Below are 22,030 nucleotides of genomic sequence, written 5' to 3'. Positions count from 1 at the left end.
GCATCTCAGCAAATACCTTTTATTTTCAATGATTTACAAGCAATTTGTGACATCCCGGCGAAGTTTCTTTCATGCTTATATGCAGGAAATTGCACATTTTGCAGCAGAATTTCCTTCAGGCTGGTCAAAGGCGCTTTAGCGACCACCGGGTGCTGTCGTCGGGATGGCAGACGCGGAGGCAGCGCGCTTCATTTCCCCTACCCAGGACGCCAGGTTTTCCACGCCCTGGCGGACCTGCTCGCAAATATTGTTTGTGGCAGTTTCATCAGCAAGATAAGGATCGGCAATATCGAGTGTTTCCGGCGTTCCAAAGAGTCCGAGCAAAGTTGTGCGGTTCGCCATTCCCGAAAATTCCTGCCGCAAGCGATTGAGGTTTTCCAGATCCATGGCAATCACCAGGTCAGCGTTTACCAATTGATCACGCAAAACGCGCGCAGAGCGATGGAATGACAGATCGATCCCAAATGACTTTCCGATTCTAAGGATCTTTTGCGGACAGCCTCGACCGGTCTGATCGTGGAATCCTGCAGAATCAATTGTCACGCCGCTCAGCCGTTTTTCTGCGAGCGCGGCTGCCAGCGGGCTCCGACAGATGTTGCCGTAACACAGAAAGAGAATCTTGCCTGGTGCACCTGCGGCTTTCAGCCGGCGCAACAAGGCATGGTGGTGGTGCAGTAAGCTCCGTTTAATTTGCCAGTCTTTGAACTTGCGGTAGGCTGGACGCAACTGGTCGGTTACTGCCACAGTCAACACTCTGCGGGAAATCCCCAGATCACGCCAGTCAAAATGGTCCCAGCTTTCACGGCCGGTCAAGGGAAGTAGAAGCTCCAGAAAAGAAAACGCGCGCGAGCGCGTATGTAACAAGGGATCGTGCCGGTCCGCGCGGATATTGCATTTGAGCCAGTCCACGTCCGTACGCAGGTCGCGCGTGTAATAAGGGACTTTGTACTTTGGTTGCGGAGCCGGTTGCTCGCGTTTTGCAACCTGCAGCAAGCCCAGGGGAAAATCCACGCCGGCATCGATGGAAAGTGCCAGCGATCCCCAGAGACGAGGATTAATCTCCATTAGCCAGTGTTGCCCTTTGGCATCTATCTTGAATTCAACCATGGCCACGCCGTGCCAATTGAGTGCAGTTAAAAGCTTTTCAGCGTCTTGAAGCATTGCCACCGGTGGATCAATGGAACGGCGGTAAGAGCTTGCTCCGCCAGTGAGCGGATACTCATGCACGCGTTCATGCGCGAAGTGCCAGATTTTTCTGCCGCGGTTGAACAGAAATTCAACCCCAACGCCGCGACCGTGAATATATTCCTGCTGCTGGACCGGGGTAAATGGAAGCCAGCGCCGCAACTGCTCCTGCCGTTCCGATTCATTTTTCACCACAGCCACGGCGAGCGTCCGCAACCCACCATCGACTATCACCTTGCTGTGCGTTGGCTTCAGCACCACGGGGAACTGTTGTAGCGGGCCGATTTCCGATAGCGTTGAAAGCAAGACTCCGCTCGGGGTTAGTATTCCCAGTTGATGCGCCAGTTGCCATGTCTTTTCTTTATCCAGCGCCATATCAAGTGCTTCATCACCCGCAACGACGGCCTTGCGGCGAAGAGGATCGTTTTCATCCAGTTGCCGTAGCCCCAGAAGCGACGCTTCAGTGGCGGGCACAATCAAGGTGTAATTGCGAAGGTTATCCTGCTCCCGCAACCACGTCTGGAAGTCCGCCGCGCTCTCCAGAGACGGTTGCTGTAGCTTGCGCGCTACGTAGCGCGAGTGCATAGCCAGGCAGTCCGGGATTTGGGACGCAAGGTCTACCAGCACTCCAGCTCGGCCCAGGCTCTGCAGGGTTTCCAGGGCCGCGCGGCTATGTCCGTCAAGAATCAGTACAGTCATTTCGCTCATGCTTCCGGCCTGTGCAGCCGCCATGCTGTCAGCGCGGCACTTTCCGCGCTGGGGATGCGGGGCAACCGGTGAACGTCAAGCGCCTTGCCATCTTCTATTACGCCGCCTTCAGTAGTCACTGCCGCGCAATACGTTTTCTGGACCAGCTGATAAGCTCGCCTGTCATAAGCGCCATTGGGATAGCAGAAGAACTCTATCTTGCGTTCCAGCCGCTGTTCCAGACACCGGCGGCTCTCCAGTATTTCCTCTTCGATTTCCTGACCGCTCAACTTAGTCAGGATAGGATGGCTCAATGTATGCGATCCCACGGTGATGAGCTCGCGATCGAGCGAACGCAGGTCATTCCAATTCATGATGTCGAAAGCTTCCCGCTGGGCGGCGCTCGGCAGGAAACCAGCAGTGGCTTGTCTTACGGTTTCCTCGGCTTTGCGGCGTTGTTCCAGCGGCAGAGTTTTCATCCATTCAACGATTGCGTCAACTGATATGCCGGGCGCCAGGAGTTTCATGCGCAGCTCAGCCAGGTCTGCCGCCGCAAGCGTTTGCAGACGGCAGCGCATTTCGTGATTCCAAAGCCACTCGCCGGATTCAACTAATGCAGGACAGACAAACATCGTCGCGGGCAGTTGCAACTCGCGCAAGATGGGATAAACCACCGTCAGGTTATTGCGCAAACCATCATCGAAGGTCAAAACGATTTCATGTGCCAACGGATGGGAACCGTTCATTATCCGATCCAGCATCGTTTCCAGCGACACTACTTTGAAATGCCTGGCCAGATAACGTAACTGAGCTGCCAACTCTCCGGCGCCTTGCGGCGCAACGCCGTGGTACATAAGGATGCGTCCGCAGCCCTGGTGCCGCGCAATGACCGACGAGAGGCCGCTACGGAACGAGATGGCGTGCCCTAAGGATTTCAATTCAGTTGTAACGGACAAAAAGTTTGCTCCAACTTGGCACTTTCACCCAAGGCTCATGATCGATAGGGTGAACCAGAGGTGAGAGCAGTTAGGTTGCCGTTTGGTCTCGTTTGGATGGGTTCAAACCGTCACGACAATGGGCGTTGTTGTGCGCGTGTTTCCACTAAGTTAGCAGCCATTTGCTGTTTTCCGACCGCAAAGTCAACTTGCGGAAAAGACAATCCGATTGCTCATCGTGTGCAACATTTTTCACATCTGCTGAATTAGTTCTGAAAATCCCGACGTAACCTGTTGCTTTCACAGCGACTTCCATTCGACTTCAACGGCAGCTGCGTTGCACTATTCAAAGCAAACGGGGCAAGCCACGCCTGAAAAACGCCCCAGGAGAATAAAGACGGTTGAGTAAGCAGGACCCAAAGCCGAAGCAAACCCATGTTCTAAGCGTGGACGTGGAGGACTATTTCCAGGTAGAAGCGTTTGCCGGATCAGTTGACCGAAAAGGCTGGCATCGGTGGCCTTCCCGCGTGGTCGCGAATACTCAGCGTGTGCTGGATCTCTTCGACCAGCACAATGCCAAGGGAACATTTTTCTTTGTCGGTTGGGTGGCCGAACGATTTCCGCACCTGGTGCGTGAAGTCCAGTCCCGTGGGCATGAGCTTGCCTGCCATAGTTACTGGCATCGTACGGTCTACAGCCTAACGCCGGATGAGTTCCGCAAAGACACGCGGCAGGCTAAACAAGCGATTGAAGACGCAACGGGGATGTCAATAGCCGGTTATCGCGCACCGAGTTGGTCGATTACCAAATCCTGCCTCTGGGCGCTCGACATTCTGGCCGAAGAGGGATTTACATACGACTCCAGCATCTATCCCATTCGTCATGATCTTTACGGAGTGCCAGGTGCGCAACGGTTTCCGTACACGCATGATTGCGCGAACGGACTGAAACTTCGGCAGTTTCCCCCGGCGACGCTTCGCTTTTTTGGCACAAATCTTCCCGCAGCCGGCGGAGGATATCTGCGAATCTTCCCAGCGGCTTTTACCGAGTTTGCGTTTCGCACATTTGAAAAGAAGTACGGCGAACGGGTAGTGGTTTATCTGCATCCTTGGGAGCTTGATCCGGAGCAGCCGCGCATCAGTGGGCCGATGAAGTCGCGTGTGCGCCACTATACAAACCTCAAACATATGCATGCCAAGCTGAATACAGTCTTGAGCCGGCGCAAATTTCAGCCTTTCAAAGACGTACTGGCCCAGGAAGCCGCTGAAGCTGACGCGCAGCAGATCGCGCGCCATTCCCCCGGCTTAGTGGTCGATAAACACTTGCATGAACCGCTTCACGCGGTGGCGCACATCGCAAAAGGTAAAAGATGACGCAGCCTGCCGATCGCAACATGGTTCTTGCCTATCACGAGGTGATGCCAGAATCGAATTACGCTTACTGCGTGACGACAGCTTCATTTGTCGAGCAACTGCGCTTGCTTGATTCGATGAAAAAGACAAAGTCACTCGGTGCCCAGATTACTTTCGATGATGGCGAGCAATCGCAATTTCACAACGCGGCGCCGTTGCTGGCTGAGCACGGAGTTAAGGCCACATATTTTGTCACGCCCGGCCTGATTGGCACAGCGGCAAAATTTCTGGGCTGGGATGATTTCAGGGCATTACAGGCAGCGGGGCATTCAGTTCAGTCGCATGGCTGGTCGCACAAGTTTCTTACGTTTTGTTCTGAAGCGGAACTGGCTCACGAGCTGCGCGCGTCAAAACAATCACTGGAAGATAATCTCGGTAGCGCCGTCGAAGAAATATCGGTTCCAGGCGGACGATGGAACCGGCGGGTGCTCCATGCGTGCGCTGCTGCCGGGTACCGGCGCGTTTACGTTTCCCATCCCTGGGTCGAAACAGAAATTGACGGAGTCGAGGTAATTGGCCGGTTCATGGTGCGCCGTACCACCACGATTCTTGAGCTCGAGAAAATAGTCGCCAAAGATCGCAGCGCACTGCGTAAATTGCGCCTGCGCTCGCAGCTCAGAGAAGGGCTGGTCGGAGTGTTAGGCGACAGCTTATACCATCGGCTCTGGTGCCGCTTGACTGGATACAACGAATTTGAAGCGGCCCGTCAGCAGGATATGCATATTTGAGAGACAAGAAATGAATCGCGTGAAGGTATTACAACTCATCAGCAGCGGCGGCTATTACGGGGCGGAAAACATGCTGCTGAACCTCTGCGCGAGCCAGCAGAAAGCCGGTTGCCAGCAAAGCCTGATGCTTTTTTACAACGTGCATGCGCCCAACGTTGAGTTTTATGAACGTGCGCGGCGTCGCGGCTTGAGCGTGCGCATGGTGCACTGCCAGGGCCGCGCAGACTGGCGCGCCGTCCGCCAGATTGAGGAGTGCATTCAGGAAGACGGCATTGAACTACTCCACACGCATGGATACAAAGCCGATCTCTATGGTTACGTCGCCGCGCGGCGCTCCGACAAACCTATCGTCGCAACCTGCCATAACTGGGTGGGAGGCACCGCTGCTCTGGGAATCTACAACCATCTGGACCGTATGGCGCTCAAGAGATTTCACGGTCTTGCAGCCGTATCGGATTCGGTAGCGCGGCGCCTGCTCGACTCCGGCGTCGCCGCCAAGAAAATCAGGACGATAGCAAACGGTATCGATGTGGAACCGTTTGAGCGTGCACGTCCTTTGCCGGTGTTCGACTTTGATGGCAACAAAGTCGTCGGCATGGTTGCCCGGCTTGATCTTCAGAAAGGTTTTGAGTATCTGCTGCTGGCCGCCCGTGAACTTTGCGGAACTTTTTCAGGATTGAAAATTGTTATCGTAGGTGAAGGTCCTGATCGCCAGGCGATTGAGAACATGATCCAGCGATTCGGATTGCAATCCAGCGTGATCCTTGCTGGTCAGCACTCTGATATGCCGGGTGTTTACGCGGCGATGGATATCTTTGTCCTGCCATCGCTCAATGAAGGATTACCCATGACCATTCTTGAAGCCATGGCAGCGTCCAAGCCCGTGATCGCAACCAGGGTCGGCGCGATCCCCAGCGTGATCAAAGATGGAGAAACGGGGTTGCTCGTTGATCCCGCAGATGTTGATGGATTGCGAGATGCGCTCGCGCGCTTGCTTACCGATTCTGATCTGTGCCGCCGCCTTGGCGCGGCCGGCCACGATTGGGTGAGCCGCAATTACACCTCTGAAGCCATGGCGCTGAAGTATCGCCAGATGTATGACGACGTTCTGGGCACTTCAGCGATTGCTACTGTCCCCACACGAGCGCTGGACAGCAGGAATGCTGATGCGAGGCAGGCATGAGTTCACTCGAACAGGCCGTGCCATTGACGAGCATCACACAAACCGTGTCGAGCCCCGTTGTGAACATTTCCATCATCATCCCAGCGCTGAATGAGGAAAGAATGATCGGCCGTTGTCTGGAGTCGCTTACAAGGCTGACCTTCGCTTGTGATCGATTTGAAGTGTTGATTGTAGATAACGGATCGCGCGATAAAACCCTGGCCATCGCGGAATCTTTCAAAGATCGCCTCAACCTGAAGGTCCTGCAACAGGCGGGTGTTCGCATTTCCGCGTTGCGCAATCTGGGAGCGCGCACCGCATCGGGGGATATCCTGGCGTTTCTAGATGCAGATTGCCTCGTCCCCTCAGACTGGCTCGATCGTGTTTTTGCTTTAGCGCCTGCCAATGGCGCAGGGGTTCTCGGCGCCCATTACTTGTTGCCGGAAAATTCATCATGGGTAGGAAGAACATGGCATCGCTATCAGGAAGCACCCAAGTCCGGTGAAGTGTCACATGTCCCAGCCGGCGACCTGATTATGCGCCGTGAAGACTTTCTAAAGCTGGGCGGCTTCGACGAAACGATTCAGACGAATGAAGACTATGAGCTTTGTGAGCGTGCCAGAAAAGCTGGGATGCAGGTCCGTGCTTTTCCCCAGATCGGCGTGATTCATCTGGGGACGGCCCAGAGCCTGCGCATCTTCTTCCGCAAACAGGCATGGCACGGGACACACGTTATCAAGGTGTTTCTCCGCAATCCACTGAAGTCGCATAATCGCAAAGCTGTGTTCTTTGCCGCATACACTTTGCTCAGCCTGCTGGCTGTGGCGACCGGCATCATATGGATGCTTGCGTGGCACGGACCCTGGCTATTGCCCGCGGCAGGGTTTGCGGCATTGTGCCTGCCACCAACTGTGCTGGCCGTCAGGCATGTACTGAGCAGCCAGAGATACTCTGATTTTTTCCCTCTGTTCGCGCTCTATCTGACCTACGGAATTGCCCGCGCCAAAGCGCTCTTAAGCATCAAGAACTTTATCTAATCGGTGTCGTTTAGTGGACTGCGGCCCGCACGTTCGTAGGCGGATTCGGTCTTGTCGCGGTACCGGAGAAAAATTCATAAGCGCCAAGGTCGTATCCTGCTCCCTGCGCGCGCAGCACTCCATCCTTGTCCGTATCGATAGTTGGACCAGGATTCGGTTCGAAAGGATTATTGGGCACAATTGTCAGGCCCGTGTTGATGGCCGGGCTGCCAGTGAGAATGTGGTAATCGCCAATGGTGCGATTCGCCAATAAGGGATCCGCATTGATGTTGTTAGTCGTTTGCGCGGGGCCTGAGCCAACTCCGAACCAGAGATTTTTGTCTCCGGTGATTTGGGCCAGGCTGCCGTCAATATAGATTTCACCCGCAAGCTGGTAAGCGATATTGTTGCGGAGATGCATGATCAGTGTTGCCGGGCCGCCGCCCACGCCAAATGCCCCGCGCGAGCCGCTGGCGTTCGCTGAGTTATTAGCGGCGCAGTCAGAAAGCGTGTTGTTAAACACTTCCACAGAGCCAGTTCCGGCCACGCCATTATTTGTGATGCCGGCAACATAGATGCAGGAAAACGCCGCGCCCAGTTGCAGGGGATCCATGCGGCCAACGTTATAGATCACGTTGTTATAGGCCTCCACCGGCCCCTTTGACGGATCCACCGTGGCGAAGTTGATGCCGTTGCAGTTGTCTCCGTGAATCAGGTTGTCATGCACATGCAAATCGAATTGATCAAAGCCGGTAGTGTCTGTGGCGCCGCAGGCCGGAGTACAGAGAGGTGAAGAATGGAACTGCAGTGCTCGGCAGGTAAAGTTATCGTGAATATGGTTCCAGCCTACGTCAATATGGTTTGAATCCGTACTGAAATAAACGGCGTGATAAAACTTTGAGGACGTGGGATTGATGCCGGCATTGTGCACGTCATTGCCGTAAAACTTTGCCTGGTTGCCCCCGCTCATTTCAAAGCAACCCACCTGATCGTCAGCGCCGGGGCACTGCATTTCATTGCCGATAATCCGCCATCCCGTGCCGCCAATGTCCATGGCCTGTGTGCCGCCCACAATGTGCAATTGCGAGATCACCCAGAAATCTTCATTGGTCCCGATATTCGGTGTGCGGATTCCATAGTGCAGGCCGCCTGCCACACCCACCGTCACGGTCGCATTAGGATAAGCGATCAGGGCTTTGGGCGCAGCTGCCGTCCCGGAGTTACTCGCGCCATTGTTGTCCATACTCAGGTACGCGGTGAAGTTGTCCTGCGATGTTTGCGAAACCGCATCCTCGATGTAGGCCGTATCGCCTGCGGCAATGGCGTTCTTGGCTTTTACAATCGTCTTCCAGGGCGACGTGAAGCTTCCTGTATTGGCGTCGTTCCCCGTGGTGGCGACAAAAAGTATGTTGCCTGCCCGCACCGTGAATGGCAAACTATTGCTGGCGCCAATTCCCGGCACATTCACGATAATGCTTCCCGTTTTTGCTGCGGCCCCCAACTGGAAAATGATCTTGCCATCGGACCAGAGAGGATAGCTCGCAACCGCGCCTCCGCCGACAGTCACCGTTGACGTTCCTTGTGTGGCCCCAAAGCCCTTACCCCAGATTGTGACCCATACGCCGTTGTTGTTCTGGCCGCCCGTATTCGGGCCGCTTTCCAGATCAGAGAAAAAAATGCGCGGTGGCGCGGTTTGCCCGCTCATGAACGCAGCAGACAACAGCAAGGACAGCACTGAAACGACTTTTACAAATTTAAGCATTGCAACTCCAACTTCATAAACTTGGTAACGATCAGAAATGTCTGTGACCCGCTTAGGGCACTGGAATGGTCACGGCGACCTGTGTGGAAGCCGCGCTCTCTACACCGCTGGTATCCACAGCGGTGACCACGTAAAAGTACTGCTTGCCCGAAACGGGGGTGGAATCGGTAAAAAGCAGTGTCGACGCCGCAACCGTCGGAGAAATCTTGCTATAAGGGCCTCCGCTCACCGTGCTTCGGTAAACGTTGTATCCCTGCAGCGTCGCGGATGTGCTTGCGTCCCACGCGATATCGACTGAATGAGCGAGCGGAGCAAGGCCAGTGCCCGCAAGAGGAATGGAGAGCACGGTTGTTCCGTTACTCATCAGGACCAGGCTGCCGTTCACCGTTCCTGCCGCGGCCGGATTAAACACAACCGGAACATTCACGCTTTGCGCCGGATTCAGATTGATCGGCGTCGTGATGCCTACGGAAAATCCAGAGCCAGCGATGCTGTCCTGCGTGATTGCGATCGCAACACTGCCTGTGTTGGTAATTTTTGTCGTCTGCGTTGTCGGGGTGTTCAGCACCTGTGAGCCAAATCCAAGGCTGCTGGGGGTCGCGGAAAGGCTTGCTGAAGAAGGCGCCGGCGTGGGAGTGGGCGAAGGAGCGGGTGGTCCACCGGCGGACTGTGAGCCGCCTCCTCCGCACCCGATCGCGCTCATCATTGAGATGAGTAACACCAGAAAAGCTCCGGCATGACCTGTATGATTCGTTTTGTTTCGCACCGTAACTCCTAAATCTGAAGAAAACTTTCAGGCGCTCTGCCAGCGCTTCTGAAACTCCTTCATCACTTCATCACTTCAATGGTTTGCGTCTCAAGAGATAAGTGTCTGCAGTCGAATCGTTCGACCATGCACCCCGCCATGTGCAGTCCACTGTCTTCCAGTGACCGCGCGTGCGCGCGCCTGCTCTCATCTCTTGCTTATGTGCTTAGCCAAAAAAACCAAAGTTCCCGAAAGGAAAAAACTACGAGGGTACTGCTAAGTCGTTGCAAAACGAATTGCAAGAATGTGGCCACAGATTCAGAAGCGCAGAAACACTGGAATTTGGCGGGTGTTTAAGAAAGAGACGAGAAGGGGAGAGGAATCAAAAGTGTAAATTGTTCCAGCGGCGATGTGAACAAGATGTAATTTCGAGATCGGTAGTTTAGCTGACACAAGCAGTTGCGTAGTGTGCAAAGAGTTGCACACTACGCCAAAAGCTACACAATGCGGGTCATTTCCATGCGAAACACGCTTTGCCCGAAATAAGAGAGGGTCTTGGGAATCGAGGTAAATCGGGCATACCTCAGGAGCTTACCGCTGGCCCAGGTGATATCTGGATTGCCAAAGCCGCAGCCGCTCAGTAGCTTTGCCCAGAACTCCGGCTGCTGATGCTTGAACCATTCGATATTAGGTGTTAATGGACTCCGCATTCCCAGATCGCCGAAGACGTTGTGTCGCGCGGCATCCATGATAATGAGTTTGCCTCCCGGCTTCATCATGGCGGCAATGTTCCGAAAAATATCCTGGTACTCGCGGACTGCATCTGGCGAGTCGAGCAGCGCAATACAGCTTTTTTCATCCAGATGATTGATGGAAGCCACGGACAACACGACGTCGAAATGGTTCTTGGGACCCTGAAAAGCTTGAACGGTAAGCGGAAGAATCGTTGCCTGCGGCAAATCAAGTTTTTTTGCCATCAGCTTAAAAGCATTGTGGCATTCGCTGGAATCGTAACAACCTTCAGCCATCGGTTCCAGGCCTACCGTCTGCGCACCATGAAGAGCAGCCCACAGGCAAAGCATCCCCTTGCCGCAGCCGATCTCAAGCATAGTCTTACCGCGGAAATCTATGTCGCGGAAAAGCTGTGTGGCGAAACGCGCGAAATCAAAGCCATGGTTCCATAACCCCATTTCCTGGCCTAGTTTTCTGAGACGCTCAGCAGGAGAAACGGTCATGGGTTCGGTTGGAACGCTCTGATAGATGGTTGACATTACTTTTGCTCCGGTTGAGAAGTTTGTCGCGAAGATTCACGTGCGCGGGATGTTGCTTGGCCACGCAGCGCAGTCACCATGCCCGCTGGAAGCTTGCGCTTTAGCCATGTTTTGAATCTGCGTTTTTGCTTTTGTACTTGAAGATAAAGCCGACCCAGCTTTGAAGGTCCGGCAAGGAACAAATTGAGATAGTTTTCCTGGTGCGCTCCGAACTTCGATTTATACGGATCGTCGCCTCCCAGAAAGTCATAGCGCCTGGCTCCGGTGCGGATCATCTCCTCCAGAAAATATGCTTTCAATGCATAGCCAATCTTTTCTGCCGCGTATTTGGGATGAAAGCCTTCCTGCAAAAGTGAGACTGTATCGTGATAGCGAAAACAGAATTGGGCCCCAACGGTTTCGCCATTCAATTCCAGCTGCCAGAATTCCAGCCAGCCGCGCTGCAGGAAGGCCGTTGCCATTCGATAGTAGAAATCCCGCCGTTCATTGCCGGCGAATGCGCCAGTTTCACCGCGCCCGGTCCAGCGCATCTGGTGCAGATCAAACAGGGTTTGCAAGCGGGTTTTGAGATCCGCCACATCTTTGCAGCGCGAGAATTTAACGGTGAACCGTGATTGAAGGCGCCTGGGATAACGCGTAAGCAGTGGGCGGAAAGAAGAGTCCAGAGAACTCACGTACTGCGGCCATGTCGAAGGCAAATCAATAATGAAGTTGGGTGTCAGCGTGGAATCGATCCTTATGCCGGACTCTTGCGCTTCGCGGCAAAGGCGTTCCGCCACCGGTGAATGTTGCGGCAGTGTCTCCAGCGCACATACGTGCCATTCTTTCTGGGCGGCAAGCCAAGCGATAAATGCTTTCGCGCAATCGCCGGCATGTTCCGGAGCGGTGATGAAATCCAGACCGTCAGAGTCTCCTGATCCCGCGCCAACCATACGGAGGGTTGTTAAAGATAAGCCCAGAAAACGTGTCCGGTCGACATACAAAGGAGCGATTCCGACGACAGCGCCAATAGAGTCAGCAAACACCAGAGCAAAAAAATTCCTGTTCTGGTCGTAAGCCTGCCACCAGGAAGCCAGCCATTCTGGCGTCTGGAAGATGGAAGATGCTGGATTTGCCTGCAACAAACTGCTCCAGCGCTCACGAAACTGTTCCAATTCTTCCCAGCTACGGCATATGTGGACCGTGCATTCTTCTGCTCTAGGGCAGGATTCGAGCGGGAGCGCCGTTTCTGTCAGTCCAGCAAGCATGGATTTGCATAGAGAAATGCAAGTGGACTGCCAACACATGCTGATATCATCGACAATAATATTAAGAAAATAAAGGGATTAATGTAGAAATCCCAATAATCTCTAGGCAGCAATATGAAACTATTTGCATATTTATGGCGAATCCGGATGTGCAAAAGTTTTAGAATTTCCAATCTTTTCCCTTGCAAATAGTTTGCACACTCCTTATAGTACATTGTACTTAAGTACAGTAAGTTTATTGGCCAAGTGGACGATTGCCATTTGGTTTTCAGTAGGCCCCCACGGATCGCTTTTCTGACAATTCTGGAAAAGCTACCCATCGCGCTGAAGATCAACGGCATTTCGACGGAACCGGACACCTGGAAGGGGTTACAGAATCGTGCAGAATCAAAATATCTCAGTTGGCTGGTCTTGCATTGGCTTTGCCGCTAGTGCGGTATTGGTAAAACAGAGATCTTCCAGTCGGGCATTTCCTGAACTACGCGGCGTGTCATGCCGCAGGTGGTTCTTGCGATTGCCTCTCTTCCGATCCACTTCAATCGTTTCTCATTTTGTGCACGGGTGCGTACGAGCATTTGCTCGAAACGGCAATTGAAAGCATAAAGCGCAATTAATTGGTTGCAACTCACTGCACATAGTGATCGCGATCACACGGTTATTGGATGAAAACGTAATAGGATCATTTTTATCCAATGGTGATTCCCTCGGCCTTCGGTGGGGACCGTTTCGCGCTTCAGGTAATGGGATAAGGAATGATGGAAAAAGAACAAGTTAATACCGATGTCGAATGTCCGGTATGTCACAGCCTGAGCGCTTCCGCATTGCATTCATCTCATTGCTCCGGTGAGGACATCGTGGAGGTGATTCCTCCTGAGCGGCGGAAACGGCAGTTGCGTTGCGGACATGAAGAAGTTGAGCCATCGGCTTTTCCTCTGGTTTCCGCGGCGCACGAATTTAAAACTCCCCTGGTAGTCATGCTCGGATATACAGATCTTTTGCTCAACGGGCATCTGGGCGGGATCAACCAGAGACAGAAGCAGGTACTGGGAGAAATTCAGGAAGGCGCGCAGCGTCTGCAAAAACTGATTCAGGACCTTTTACTGCTTCAGGAACTTAAAGCGGGTCGCATCGTTGCACAGAACCAGGAATCGACAAGCGTGGATGAAAGTGTCAGCGAGATTTTTAATTACTGGGCGCCTACGGCCACGCAGAAGCGCATCAGGTACCAATTTAATCCATCTGAAGGCAATGAAAGAGTCCGGGTTGAGCCGCTCAAACTCCAGCATATTATTTCCAATCTGATCGAAAATGCGCTGAAGCATACACCTGCGCAAGGATTAGTGACGGTCAGCGTGACACCTTGCTTCTGGGAACGGCGAAAGGCGCAGAGCGAATTTTTGTTCAACATGGAGCGGAAAGAAACCCGCAAGGTAGAAAATGCTGTTCGCATAGACGTAAGTGATACCGGACGCGGCATCGCGCCCGAGCATCACGACGAGATTTTTGGAGACTTCGTACAGTTGCCGGGCGGCTCCGCTCGCGGCACCGGGTTAGGTCTGGCCATCGCCCGGCGTCTGGTGGAAGCGCACGGCGGCGTCATCTGGGTTGAAAGCGAAGTCGGTAGAGGAAGCAAGTTTTCATTGTTGTTGTCCCAGGCCAAACAGGAGGCCAATTGAGCGCGCCAAATATACTACTCGTCGACGATGAACCAAGTGTTCTTCGTTACACCAAGACTTTGCTCGAAATTGAAAATTACAATGTGGAAACCGCAGGCAGCGGTGAAGAGGCATTGCAGCGCATGACCCGGGGACCTGCGCCCAATTTGATCGTTCTGGACATGGTGATGCCGGGAATGGACGGCCTGCAAACACTGGAAAACTGCAAGAAACTCCATCCCGAGCAAAAAGTCGTGATGATTTCCTGCGTGAATGACACAAACCGGGTGGTGCAGGCGATTAAGCTCGGAGCGTCCGACTACGTTACAAAGCCATTTTTGTCGCAGCAGTTTCAAGGCGCGATTCGCAAGGCACTGAATCCGGCTGTTTTGAATAATATGCAGCCTGCTGCTCCGGTAAAAGGCTCAGAGCTGGTTGACGATCTGGACGATGATTTCTTTTTTCTGGCCGCAAGCCCTGCCATGAAGCAGATTCGAGCCCAGGCTGCACTGATCGCCAAGGTGAACGTGCCCGTCCTTCTTCTGGGTGAGAGCGGCGTTGGCAAGGAAATTCTGGCGCGACTAATCCACAAAATGTCGATCCGGGCGCATCGCCCCATGGCAAAAGTGAATTGCGCTGCGTTGCCGGCGGACCTGCTGGAAAGCGAATTGTTTGGTTATGAAGCGGGAGCTTTTACCGGCGCCAACAAATCAAAGCCGGGTAAGTTTGAGATGGCGCACAAAGGCACCATCCTGCTGGACGAAATCGGGGAAATGAGCGCGCCATTGCAAGCCAAGCTGCTGCACGTTCTCCAGGATGGCACATTCTCGCGTCTGGGCGGCCGCGCCAATGTTACGGTTGATGCGCGCGTTCTGGCAGCGACAAACATTGACGTGAAGAAAGCCATTGCCGAGCGCAGGCTCCGTGAAGATCTTTACTACCGCCTGAATGCTTTTACCGTTACGGTGCCGCCATTGCGTGAGCGGCGCGAAGAAATTCCAATCCTGCTGCGTTATTACATGAATAACTTTGCGCGCCAGTTTGGGAAAAACGCTTTGCCTATTTCTGACAAACTGGTGCAGGAATGCATGCGCTACGCGTGGCCCGGCAATCTGCGCGAGCTGGGAAACCTGGTAAAGCGCTATCTGGTGCTGGAAGACGAAAATCAGGTACTGGATGAGTTGCAGACCAAGAGCAGGGATGGAAGCGTGGAAGATGGCGCCTCATCATCCGGGCACGGCGGATTGAAAGCCCTGGTACGCAGCTTGAAAGACGATGCGGAAGCCAAGGAGATCCAGCGCGCGCTGGATGATTCCAACTGGAACCGCAAAGTGGCCGCGGCGGATTTGAATATCAGCTACAAGGCGTTGTTATATAAGATTAAACAGCATGGCTTGTCGCCGGCGGGGAGCCGCGAGCACGGCCTGCGTGCTAGAGCCAACTAAAGACAAATTTCTGGTCAACACAGCTTACGGCTGCTGCTGACGCGAGGTCCATATATCGATGGCGAAGTATCTTGTTACGGGCATTGCGGGGTTTATTGGGTCTTCGATCGGGCATGAACTGGTCCGTCGTGGAGAGACGGTTAGAGGTCTGGACGATTTTTCCACGGGCAAGCGGCAGAACATCGCTGATATTGAGAATGACATCGATTTCCGGGAGGTTAGCCTGCTGGACAAGGCAGGATTGGCTTCAGCCTGTGAAGGAATTGACTATGTAATCCACCAGGCGGCCCTGCCTTCCGTGCCAAAATCGGTGGTTGAGCCTGAGCTGACGCACGCGGTTAACGTAAACGGCACGCTGAATCTTCTACTTGCTGCGCGTGACGCCGCCGTAAAGCGCGTTGTATATGCGGCTTCTTCTTCAGCCTACGGAGAAAGCGAAGTTTTGCCCAAAAGGGAAGACATGCTTCCGCGCCCTATCTCGCCTTACGCGGTACAGAAACTTACCGGCGAATACTATCTGCAGACATTCTCAAAAGTTTATGGGCTTGAGACCGTGAGCCTGCGTTACTTCAATATCTTTGGTCCGCGGCAGGATGCGAACTCACAGTATTCTGGCGTGCTGGCCAAGTTCATTACCCAGATGCAGCTCGGAGAATCGCCGACAATCTTTGGCGATGGCGAGCAGAGCCGCGATTTCACTTTTGTCGCCAATGCAGTGCAAGCCAATTTGAAAGCCTGCCTCGCGCTGGCCAATGAAGTGTCAGGCCGCGTTTTCAACATCGCTACGGGCACAAGATTTTCATTGAATCAAATTTTCGAAATGCTGGGCAGGATCATTGGCTTCAACGGACCTGCCAAATATGCGGAGCCACGCACCGGGGACGTGAGACATTCCCTAGCCGATATCACGCTGGCGCAAAAGCATCTGGGCTATTCACCCGACGTGGGTTTTGAAGAGGGCTTGAAACGCACAGTAGAGTGGTATGAAGAACAGCGTGCGATCACAACCAACCCGGGTGTTCTGGCTGGGCAACGCTAACTAGATCACATATCCTTTAAATTGGCTATTCGCCAGTAGCGCCGCCGCGCGACGCGATTTTTCGTGTCGCCCATTCCGACGGGTCAGTCTCATCCGCGCCAACGTAGCGCATAAAGCGCGGCTTGCCGCGCCTTTGCCAGTAATGTGACTGATAGGATGAGATTTTTACTCCCGAACGCAACGCGCTCAGAAATGTTGTTTCATCCGGGTCGACAACAATTCCAACATGCCCTCGCCAGACAATCAGGTCACCGGGCCTGGGATGAGCTACGCGCTTGAAACCTTCCATCCCGTCGTAAAGCGTCCGGGAAGGCGCATACCCGTAATCCAGACCAGCTTGCTCATATAGGTACTGCACAAAGTGCGAGCAATCAAGCTCAGTTTCATGAATCTGCTGGCCAATTAATAAAAGGAGGCTCTTTGCGTCGGGCCGTTTCTGTGGAAGATCAGGGTTATCAATGCTTGCGGAAAATTTGGTTAATGAGGGCCTGGTTTCTTCTTGTGCATTTGCTAGTTTGGGCGTCCCGCAGAAAATGAGCGAGACAAACAAAATCAAAAACGCCGCTGATGTGGTTGGTCGACGCATAGACGTGCCGGCTTAGCGGTACCTCTACTTCGATGCGACCTTTTTGCAATCCAGAGCTGGATTTCTTGAATACGTTGATTTTTAGCCGATGCAAACAAGCGTACGGAGGATGGCTACAATTCTTTGAGTTGAGAAATCGAGCAATACGCTTTATCAAATTCTGATTTCAAATATTCGTTCGGGGAAGCGATTCCGGAAACTACCTGTCTAGCCCATTCAAAGTACTGCTGCTTTCTTTCCCGGCTCCAGCCCACGGGCGGGCTTGAGATGATGGCGCGGAGGTTTGAAACCTTATCGGCCAGTTTGAGTGTTTGCGCGCGCGGAGATTTATGGGGAGTATGCTCCACCTGTAACTGTTTTCTGGTTTCTTTCGGCAGCGATTTGTCGTCGGTGACCTCCGCCACCAGATCGGCAACATCTTTGCCAAACCGCTCTTCCAATTCCTGCAATGTGACGCCTGTATCCTCCACTGTGTCATGTAGAAAAGCTGCCATCATCAGTTTCACATCCAGCTCATGGCTGCTGGCGGCGATTAACTCAGCAACCTCTAGCAGATGATTGAAGTAAGGCTCTGCGTTCTCGCCCTTGCGCCTTTGCTGGGCATGTTTCTCCGCGGCAAAGCGGGCCGCGGCCATGATGCGCCGGACTGAGTCGCTGCATTCGGAATTTGTCTTGTCTATTGTCATGTGTAGCTTATCTATCTTTCTTTATCTTTGTGCGACAACGATCTTTGCCGTGATGATCGCCTGTCCTACGTGCCTCTGTGTGTGGTCGGCGACATGGACAAGCAATCCTCCCACGGATGTAGGCAGCTGTTTCTTGCCGACGTGGCGCTCCTCCTGCATCTGCTGTTCAGAGAAGGCGCGGATTCGCTTGCCGCTTTTGGCGATCGCGACCACCAATTCTGCCATGAGTTCATTTTTTCTGCCGCCTGGCTCCATCTCGGCTTTCATCGCAGAAATCTGTTCAGCGGAAAGCTGATTGCCTTCAGCATAGGTAAGCAATCGATCCATGCTTCGCGCAATGTGGCGAAGATGAAATGCCACCGGCGCAATCCCGTCCGGACGGTCATGCAACTCTTCATCGCTCAGGCCGTCGCACCAGCGCTCCAGGTCTTCTCTCGCCAGTTCCAACGCGTGCAACACACCCCTCTGAACGGCGGGTACGTCATTCAGAGTGCCGCGCAACCAGGGTTCAGGTAAATCGCTCTTTTGCATCCAGTCATTTCTCCCGTCATTTAATACGGTACAACAAAGTAGAGGACGATAGAGGATTTGCCGCTGAAATTGACTTCAAGGCGTTCGGTGGCTAGGCTGTGCGTGGGTTTGGAATAGGGATGAGCGATCAGGAAAAGCAATCCGGGATTGCGGCAGTGGTGTTGGCCGCGGGAATGTCCCGGCGCATGGGGACTCCTAAGCAATTGTTGCGCATGGGCGGCGAGACAATCCTGCAACGAACGCTCAAAAATGTGCGCGATTCCAATGTCAGCGAAATTATTCTGGTGCTCGGGCATACCGCCGATGAAGTGCGGGAGACTATTGCAACCCAAGGCTTGAAGGTTGTGACCAATCCGGAGTATCAGCAAGGAATGGGAAGCTCGCTGCGTAGCGGACTTGCGGCCGTGGATGCCGCAGCAAAAGCAGCGATCATTGTGCTGGCAGACCAACCTTGGGTGGGGTCGGAAACGCTCAATAGTCTGATTGCGTGCCATCAGGAGCGCAAGCCACAAATTATCGTTCCTACGCACAGAGGCTTCCGAGGGAATCCAGTGTTGCTGGACCATTCTGTCTTTGCCGAAGTGCAAGCGCTAAGTGGTGATGTCGGTTGCCGTGCGATTTTTGGCGACCACCCTGAAGGCATTTTCAAATTACCGGTCGATGATCCGGGTATTCTGCTCGATATCGACAGCCGAGATGATCTGGAAAACCTGAGCGGGGCTGCTGAGCGCGACGCATCGGGAAAGTCCATGGAATCAGGCATTGCTGTTCTGGAATGCCGGGAGGGCATTGTCCCAGGTGCGCCGGAGTTGGTGCTGGTGGGGCGCGATGCGGTGGTACATGCATTGGCAAAGCTTGGACGATTGTTGAACTTTAATGTGACTGTCGTCGATCCCTTCCTGCGGCTTGCAGAATCGCCGGAAGCTGATCGAATACTGCACGCGCTGGACTTTTCTCTGTTGCCGGCGGCAGCCGAACGCTATGTGGTAGTCGCCAGCCGGGGACAGTTTGACGAAGAAGCCGTAGCGCAGGCCGCGCTTGCAGACTCTTCTTATGTAGCGTTGCTGGCTAACAAGAAACGGGCGCAGGAAGTGATTCGAAGCCTTGGCGCGCAATCCATCTCGGCAGCCAAGCTGGCCGCAGTTCGCGCTCCTGCAGGACTGGAGATTGGCGCACAGACTCCGGAAGAGATTGCTTTGAGCATCATGGCGGAAATTGTCGCAGCGAGGCGCCGGCAGCAGGAGAAACTGACATCATGACAAATACTTACGCACGAATCCTGCTCTGCTTGGCTTGTTGCAGCGCGCTTTTATCGGTCGCGTGCTCGGCACAGAAACACGGATCCAAAGGGGATGACTGGCCGCTCCAGAATGCGTCAATCGGCGCGGTTGAAATCGCCGCGGGCACTTCCCGTCAGATGCAGGTCACGTATCCCACGCCGGATGGCCCGTCGTTTCCGCTGAAGGCCAGTGTCACCTGGTCCATAGAAACGCCAGCGAAGGGCATTTCCGTTGACAAGTCGGGAATGCTAAAAGTAGATGCAGATGTCCCGCATGGGACCACAGCGACGCTTTTTGCCGATGTGGAGCACGGAAAAAGGAAGTTATCGGGAAAAGTGTATGTCTACCATCCCGATGAGAACCCGCTGATTGGAACATGGCATGTGGATACGCGCGTGGCTTGTGGCGAATCGCAGGATATCAAGACTGTAGCAGCCAACTCGCTTAGCCTTCGCGGCTACAACTGGAGTTTTGAAGCCAGCCAGCAGTTCTGGGTAGGAAGGGCACAGAGTATTGCGGCGCGAACCATGCTGGTCGGCAGTTATAAGCTCGATGTGAAATTGGCGAAGATTGAGCTGACGCCCATGTGGCCCAAGAAGCCGGTATCCAACTGGAGTTATCTTTTTAAGGATGGCGGCAAGACGTTAATCCTGAGACCCATGGAACATCAGGACGATCTGGAAGCGGGATGCGGTTATATTCTTGCGCGGTAGAGCAGTCTTTATTCGATTTTGCCGGCATCGCACTGAAGGATGACTTTATCAGAGATCCCGGACTTTTCAGTTGTTGGGTCAGTTTCAGCGGCAACTTTTTCCTTCAGCGCGGCCACACTCCCTCCGCGCCGTAATGCCACGATCTGGCTCATGACGCTCAACGCGATCTCTTCAGGGCCGGCAGCGCCAAGATCGAGTCCGGCGGGCGCCCAGACGCGGTCAACTTTTTCTTTCGCGACCCCTTCTGCAAGCAAATAATCGAGGACAAGACGTGAGCGGTGAGCGCTGGCGATGAGAGCAACATAAGCGGCTTCGCCATCCAGCGCGCGCTGCAGCCAGAGATGATCGTTCTTGTGCAGCGTAGCGATTACAACGTAAGTGTTCTGGCCGAAAGTGATTTCGGCGACATTGAAGTCCTTGTTGATGATGCGCTGCGCGTCAGGAAAATTCTCGCGTGCGGCGGATGGATAATGGACGGTGACGGCGAAGTTCATGAGATGCCCGAGTCGGGCCAGCGTTTCTGCGATCCTTCCATGGCCAGCGATGACCAGCTCCGGCTGCGGCAGGACAGGTTCAATGTAAACATCCATCATTCCTCCGCACGGCATGCCCACGCCCAGGATTTCATCCTGCATATCCAGCGTAATCAGCTCTGGCTTTTCTGAGCGTATGCAGCGCAGCGCTTCACTGCGAACGGCGCTTTCCGCGCAGCCTCCGCCTACCCAACCAGTCAGGATATTGCCCTGGGAATCGATAAGAGCTTTGGATCCGCGGCGCGCGGACGACGATCCTTCTACGCGCACAACAGTGGCGATGGCAAAAGGCTTGCGCTGGGCAGCGAGTTCAGCCGCTTTGGAATAGAGATCCATCTGGAGTCTGTCTAACGCGTATCATAGTCTCAGGCCTCCTCACAGTTCAATTGCGGGCAAATTCCATGGCCACGACACGAGTCGAGAGACTTTCCCGCGCATCGTTCGCTGTGGTATAAGGGGACGCTTCCCGAATAGTCACTTTGCGCTGTTTGCTGAAGCAATAGTTTGATGTTGAAAGAGGTGGACCCATGATACCGCCAGCTTTCGAATATCTCCGGCCCAGGACATTGCCTGAAGCCGTGGGCCTTCTGCAACAACATGGTGAAGACGCCAAGATCTTGAGCGGCGGCCAAAGCCTTATACCTATGATGAAGCTGCGTCTGGCGCGGCCCAGCCATTTGATCGATATCAATAGGATCGCAGGTCTTTCTTATATTAAAGAGGATGGCGGCTTTCTGAAGATCGGTGGACTCACGCGGGAAGCGGAGTTGGAAGCGTCTGAGCTGATTAGGGCCAAATATCCTCTTTTGCTCGATACAGCCACAGTGATTGCCGACCCGCAAGTAAGAAATCTGGCGACGGTTGGAGGAAATCTTGCGCATGGCGATCCCGCGAACGATCATCCGGCCACAATGCTGGCTCTGGGCGCGCAGGTTGTTGCCACAGGGGCCAAGGGCGAGCGTGTGATCGCGATCGACGATTTCTTTGTCTCGCTGTTTACCACGTCGCTTGACCACGGCGAGATCCTTACTGAAATTCGCATTCCTATTCCTCCAGCAAAAAGCGGTGGAGCTTACTTCAAACTGGAACGCAAGGTCGGCGACTTTGCAACGGCAGCGGTTGCGGTGCAACTTACCCTGGATGGCGCGGGCGTAGTGCAGAAGGCGGGGATTGGCCTGACGAACGTGGGTGGAACGCCGATCAGGGCGAAGAGTGCTGAAGACGCGCTCCGCGGCAAGAAGCTGGACGCGGCAACGATTGGCGCGGCGGCACAAGCGGCGGCCGATGCGGCGCAGCCGAGTTCGGATCTGCGTGGACCGGCAGCGTACAAAACAGGCCTTATTAAAGAGCTGACCAAGCGTGCGCTGGCACGCGCCGCTCAACGGGCGGGCAAGTAGCAGCAGGCGGACGGA

At 54.0% G+C, this 22,030-nt stretch carries 20 protein-coding genes; 10 read left to right on the top strand and 10 right to left on the bottom strand.

All coding sequences use genetic code 11. The features are described from left to right. Positions 1-135: 135 nt before the first annotated feature. A complete protein-coding gene (locus tag LAO76_14345; protein MBZ5492109.1) occupies positions 136-1,917 on the bottom strand; it encodes an ATP-grasp domain-containing protein in 1,782 nt (593 codons plus the stop codon). Then, positions 1,890-2,828, bottom strand: coding sequence for a polysaccharide deacetylase family protein (locus LAO76_14340; GenBank protein ID MBZ5492108.1), 939 nt, complete (start codon positions 2,826-2,828; stop codon positions 1,890-1,892). The genes LAO76_14345 and LAO76_14340 overlap by 28 nt, the downstream gene beginning before the upstream one ends. A gap of 380 nt (positions 2,829-3,208) precedes the next feature. Here LAO76_14340 and LAO76_14335 point away from each other — a divergent pair, with 380 nt between their 5' ends. From LAO76_14335 to LAO76_14320, 4 genes are read left to right on the top strand one after another with little or no spacing between them, the layout of a single operon-like run. Beyond that, on the top strand, positions 3,209-4,180 hold the full coding sequence (locus tag LAO76_14335; protein MBZ5492107.1) for a DUF3473 domain-containing protein: 972 nt from the start codon (positions 3,209-3,211) through the stop codon (positions 4,178-4,180). Then, a complete protein-coding gene (locus LAO76_14330; GenBank protein MBZ5492106.1) occupies positions 4,177-4,947 on the top strand; it encodes a polysaccharide deacetylase family protein in 771 nt (256 codons plus the stop codon). Before LAO76_14335 ends, LAO76_14330 begins: the two co-directional genes overlap by 4 nt. 10 nt (positions 4,948-4,957) lie before the next feature. Continuing rightward, positions 4,958-6,130, top strand: a complete 1,173-nt coding sequence (locus tag LAO76_14325) for a glycosyltransferase family 4 protein (GenBank protein MBZ5492105.1) — start codon at positions 4,958-4,960, stop codon at positions 6,128-6,130. Continuing rightward, complete coding sequence (locus LAO76_14320; GenBank protein ID MBZ5492104.1) at positions 6,127-7,146, top strand: glycosyltransferase; 1,020 nt, start codon at positions 6,127-6,129, stop codon at positions 7,144-7,146. Before LAO76_14325 ends, LAO76_14320 begins: the two co-directional genes overlap by 4 nt. Positions 7,147-7,156: 10 nt before the next feature. Here LAO76_14320 and LAO76_14315 read toward each other — a convergent pair whose 3' ends face one another. From LAO76_14315 to LAO76_14300, 4 genes are all read right to left on the bottom strand, one after another. After that, on the bottom strand, positions 7,157-8,887 hold the full coding sequence (locus tag LAO76_14315) for an IPT/TIG domain-containing protein (GenBank protein ID MBZ5492103.1): 1,731 nt from the start codon (positions 8,885-8,887) through the stop codon (positions 7,157-7,159). A 52-nt stretch (positions 8,888-8,939) separates the two neighbouring features. Next, complete coding sequence (locus tag LAO76_14310) at positions 8,940-9,653, bottom strand: hypothetical protein (protein ID MBZ5492102.1); 714 nt, start codon at positions 9,651-9,653, stop codon at positions 8,940-8,942. A 476-nt stretch (positions 9,654-10,129) separates the two neighbouring features. Further along, positions 10,130-10,903 carry a class I SAM-dependent methyltransferase gene (locus LAO76_14305; protein ID MBZ5492101.1) on the bottom strand — a complete coding sequence of 258 codons (774 nt, stop codon included), beginning with the start codon at positions 10,901-10,903 and terminating at the stop codon, positions 10,130-10,132. Further along, positions 10,903-12,057 (bottom strand): GNAT family N-acetyltransferase, encoded by a 1,155-nt coding sequence (locus tag LAO76_14300; GenBank protein MBZ5492100.1) that lies wholly within the window; start codon positions 12,055-12,057, stop codon positions 10,903-10,905. Before LAO76_14300 ends, LAO76_14305 begins: the two co-directional genes overlap by 1 nt. Positions 12,058-12,902: 845 nt before the next feature. Here LAO76_14300 and LAO76_14295 point away from each other — a divergent pair. Genes LAO76_14295 through LAO76_14285 form a run of 3 tightly spaced genes read left to right on the top strand, consistent with a single transcriptional unit; the run spans position 12,903 to position 16,289 of the window. Next, positions 12,903-13,826, top strand: a complete 924-nt coding sequence (locus LAO76_14295) for a HAMP domain-containing histidine kinase (GenBank protein MBZ5492099.1) — start codon at positions 12,903-12,905, stop codon at positions 13,824-13,826. Continuing rightward, positions 13,823-15,250 (top strand): sigma-54 dependent transcriptional regulator, encoded by a 1,428-nt coding sequence (locus LAO76_14290; protein ID MBZ5492098.1) that lies wholly within the window; start codon positions 13,823-13,825, stop codon positions 15,248-15,250. The genes LAO76_14295 and LAO76_14290 overlap by 4 nt, the downstream gene beginning before the upstream one ends. Positions 15,251-15,308: 58 nt before the next feature. Continuing rightward, entirely contained in the window at positions 15,309-16,289 is a 981-nt protein-coding gene (locus LAO76_14285) for an SDR family oxidoreductase (protein MBZ5492097.1), read from the top strand. 25 nt (positions 16,290-16,314) lie between these two features. Here LAO76_14285 and LAO76_14280 read toward each other — a convergent pair whose 3' ends face one another. The 3 genes from LAO76_14280 to LAO76_14270 form a co-directional block, all read right to left on the bottom strand. After that, positions 16,315-16,875 carry a C40 family peptidase gene (locus tag LAO76_14280; protein ID MBZ5492096.1) on the bottom strand — a complete coding sequence of 187 codons (561 nt, stop codon included), beginning with the start codon at positions 16,873-16,875 and terminating at the stop codon, positions 16,315-16,317. Positions 16,876-16,988: 113 nt separating this feature from the next. Then, positions 16,989-17,561, bottom strand: coding sequence for an HD domain-containing protein (locus LAO76_14275; GenBank protein ID MBZ5492095.1), 573 nt, complete (start codon positions 17,559-17,561; stop codon positions 16,989-16,991). A 21-nt stretch (positions 17,562-17,582) separates the two neighbouring features. Next, complete coding sequence (locus LAO76_14270) at positions 17,583-18,092, bottom strand: DinB family protein (GenBank protein ID MBZ5492094.1); 510 nt, start codon at positions 18,090-18,092, stop codon at positions 17,583-17,585. A 119-nt stretch (positions 18,093-18,211) separates the two neighbouring features. On the opposite strand from LAO76_14270, the gene LAO76_14265 reads away from it, so the two are divergent. Then, positions 18,212-19,351, top strand: a complete 1,140-nt coding sequence (locus tag LAO76_14265) for an NTP transferase domain-containing protein (GenBank protein MBZ5492093.1) — start codon at positions 18,212-18,214, stop codon at positions 19,349-19,351. Next, positions 19,348-20,085 (top strand): hypothetical protein, encoded by a 738-nt coding sequence (locus LAO76_14260; GenBank protein MBZ5492092.1) that lies wholly within the window; start codon positions 19,348-19,350, stop codon positions 20,083-20,085. The genes LAO76_14265 and LAO76_14260 overlap by 4 nt, the downstream gene beginning before the upstream one ends. 8 nt (positions 20,086-20,093) lie before the next feature. On the opposite strand, the gene LAO76_14255 is transcribed toward LAO76_14260, so the two are convergent. Continuing rightward, positions 20,094-20,954 carry an XdhC family protein gene (locus LAO76_14255; GenBank protein MBZ5492091.1) on the bottom strand — a complete coding sequence of 287 codons (861 nt, stop codon included), beginning with the start codon at positions 20,952-20,954 and terminating at the stop codon, positions 20,094-20,096. A 191-nt stretch (positions 20,955-21,145) separates the two neighbouring features. On the opposite strand from LAO76_14255, the gene LAO76_14250 reads away from it, so the two are divergent. Next, the gene (locus LAO76_14250) at positions 21,146-22,015 is read left to right on the top strand and encodes a xanthine dehydrogenase family protein subunit M (protein ID MBZ5492090.1); all 870 of its coding nucleotides are present in this window, start codon (positions 21,146-21,148) and stop codon (positions 22,013-22,015) included. Positions 22,016-22,030: the final 15 nt, after the last annotated feature.

This window comes from Terriglobia bacterium (assembly GCA_020072645.1).
GTDB lineage: Bacteria > Acidobacteriota > Terriglobia > Terriglobales > Acidobacteriaceae > Angelobacter.
Note: the sequence above shows the minus strand (reverse complement) of the source record. Positions and strands in the feature narration are given on the sequence as shown.

Excerpts from the sequence above, each read along its gene's own strand:
- LAO76_14345 (MBZ5492109.1), bottom strand. The coding sequence starts at position 1,917 with ATGGCGGCTGCACAGGCCGGAAGCATGAGCGAAATGACTGTACTGATT.
- LAO76_14330 (MBZ5492106.1), top strand. The coding sequence starts at position 4,177 with ATGACGCAGCCTGCCGATCGCAACATGGTTCTTGCCTATCACGAGGTG.
- LAO76_14325 (MBZ5492105.1), top strand. The coding sequence starts at position 4,958 with ATGAATCGCGTGAAGGTATTACAACTCATCAGCAGCGGCGGCTATTAC.
- LAO76_14320 (MBZ5492104.1), top strand. The coding sequence starts at position 6,127 with ATGAGTTCACTCGAACAGGCCGTGCCATTGACGAGCATCACACAAACC.
- LAO76_14315 (MBZ5492103.1), bottom strand. The coding sequence starts at position 8,887 with ATGCTTAAATTTGTAAAAGTCGTTTCAGTGCTGTCCTTGCTGTTGTCT.
- LAO76_14305 (MBZ5492101.1), bottom strand. The coding sequence starts at position 10,903 with ATGTCAACCATCTATCAGAGCGTTCCAACCGAACCCATGACCGTTTCT.
- LAO76_14295 (MBZ5492099.1), top strand. The coding sequence starts at position 12,903 with ATGATGGAAAAAGAACAAGTTAATACCGATGTCGAATGTCCGGTATGT.
- LAO76_14285 (MBZ5492097.1), top strand. The coding sequence starts at position 15,309 with ATGGCGAAGTATCTTGTTACGGGCATTGCGGGGTTTATTGGGTCTTCG.
- LAO76_14280 (MBZ5492096.1), bottom strand. The coding sequence starts at position 16,875 with ATGCGTCGACCAACCACATCAGCGGCGTTTTTGATTTTGTTTGTCTCG.
- LAO76_14275 (MBZ5492095.1), bottom strand. The coding sequence starts at position 17,561 with ATGACAATAGACAAGACAAATTCCGAATGCAGCGACTCAGTCCGGCGC.
- LAO76_14270 (MBZ5492094.1), bottom strand. The coding sequence starts at position 18,092 with ATGCAAAAGAGCGATTTACCTGAACCCTGGTTGCGCGGCACTCTGAAT.
- LAO76_14265 (MBZ5492093.1), top strand. The coding sequence starts at position 18,212 with ATGAGCGATCAGGAAAAGCAATCCGGGATTGCGGCAGTGGTGTTGGCC.
- LAO76_14260 (MBZ5492092.1), top strand. The coding sequence starts at position 19,348 with ATGACAAATACTTACGCACGAATCCTGCTCTGCTTGGCTTGTTGCAGC.
- LAO76_14255 (MBZ5492091.1), bottom strand. The coding sequence starts at position 20,954 with ATGGATCTCTATTCCAAAGCGGCTGAACTCGCTGCCCAGCGCAAGCCT.
- LAO76_14250 (MBZ5492090.1), top strand. The coding sequence starts at position 21,146 with ATGATACCGCCAGCTTTCGAATATCTCCGGCCCAGGACATTGCCTGAA.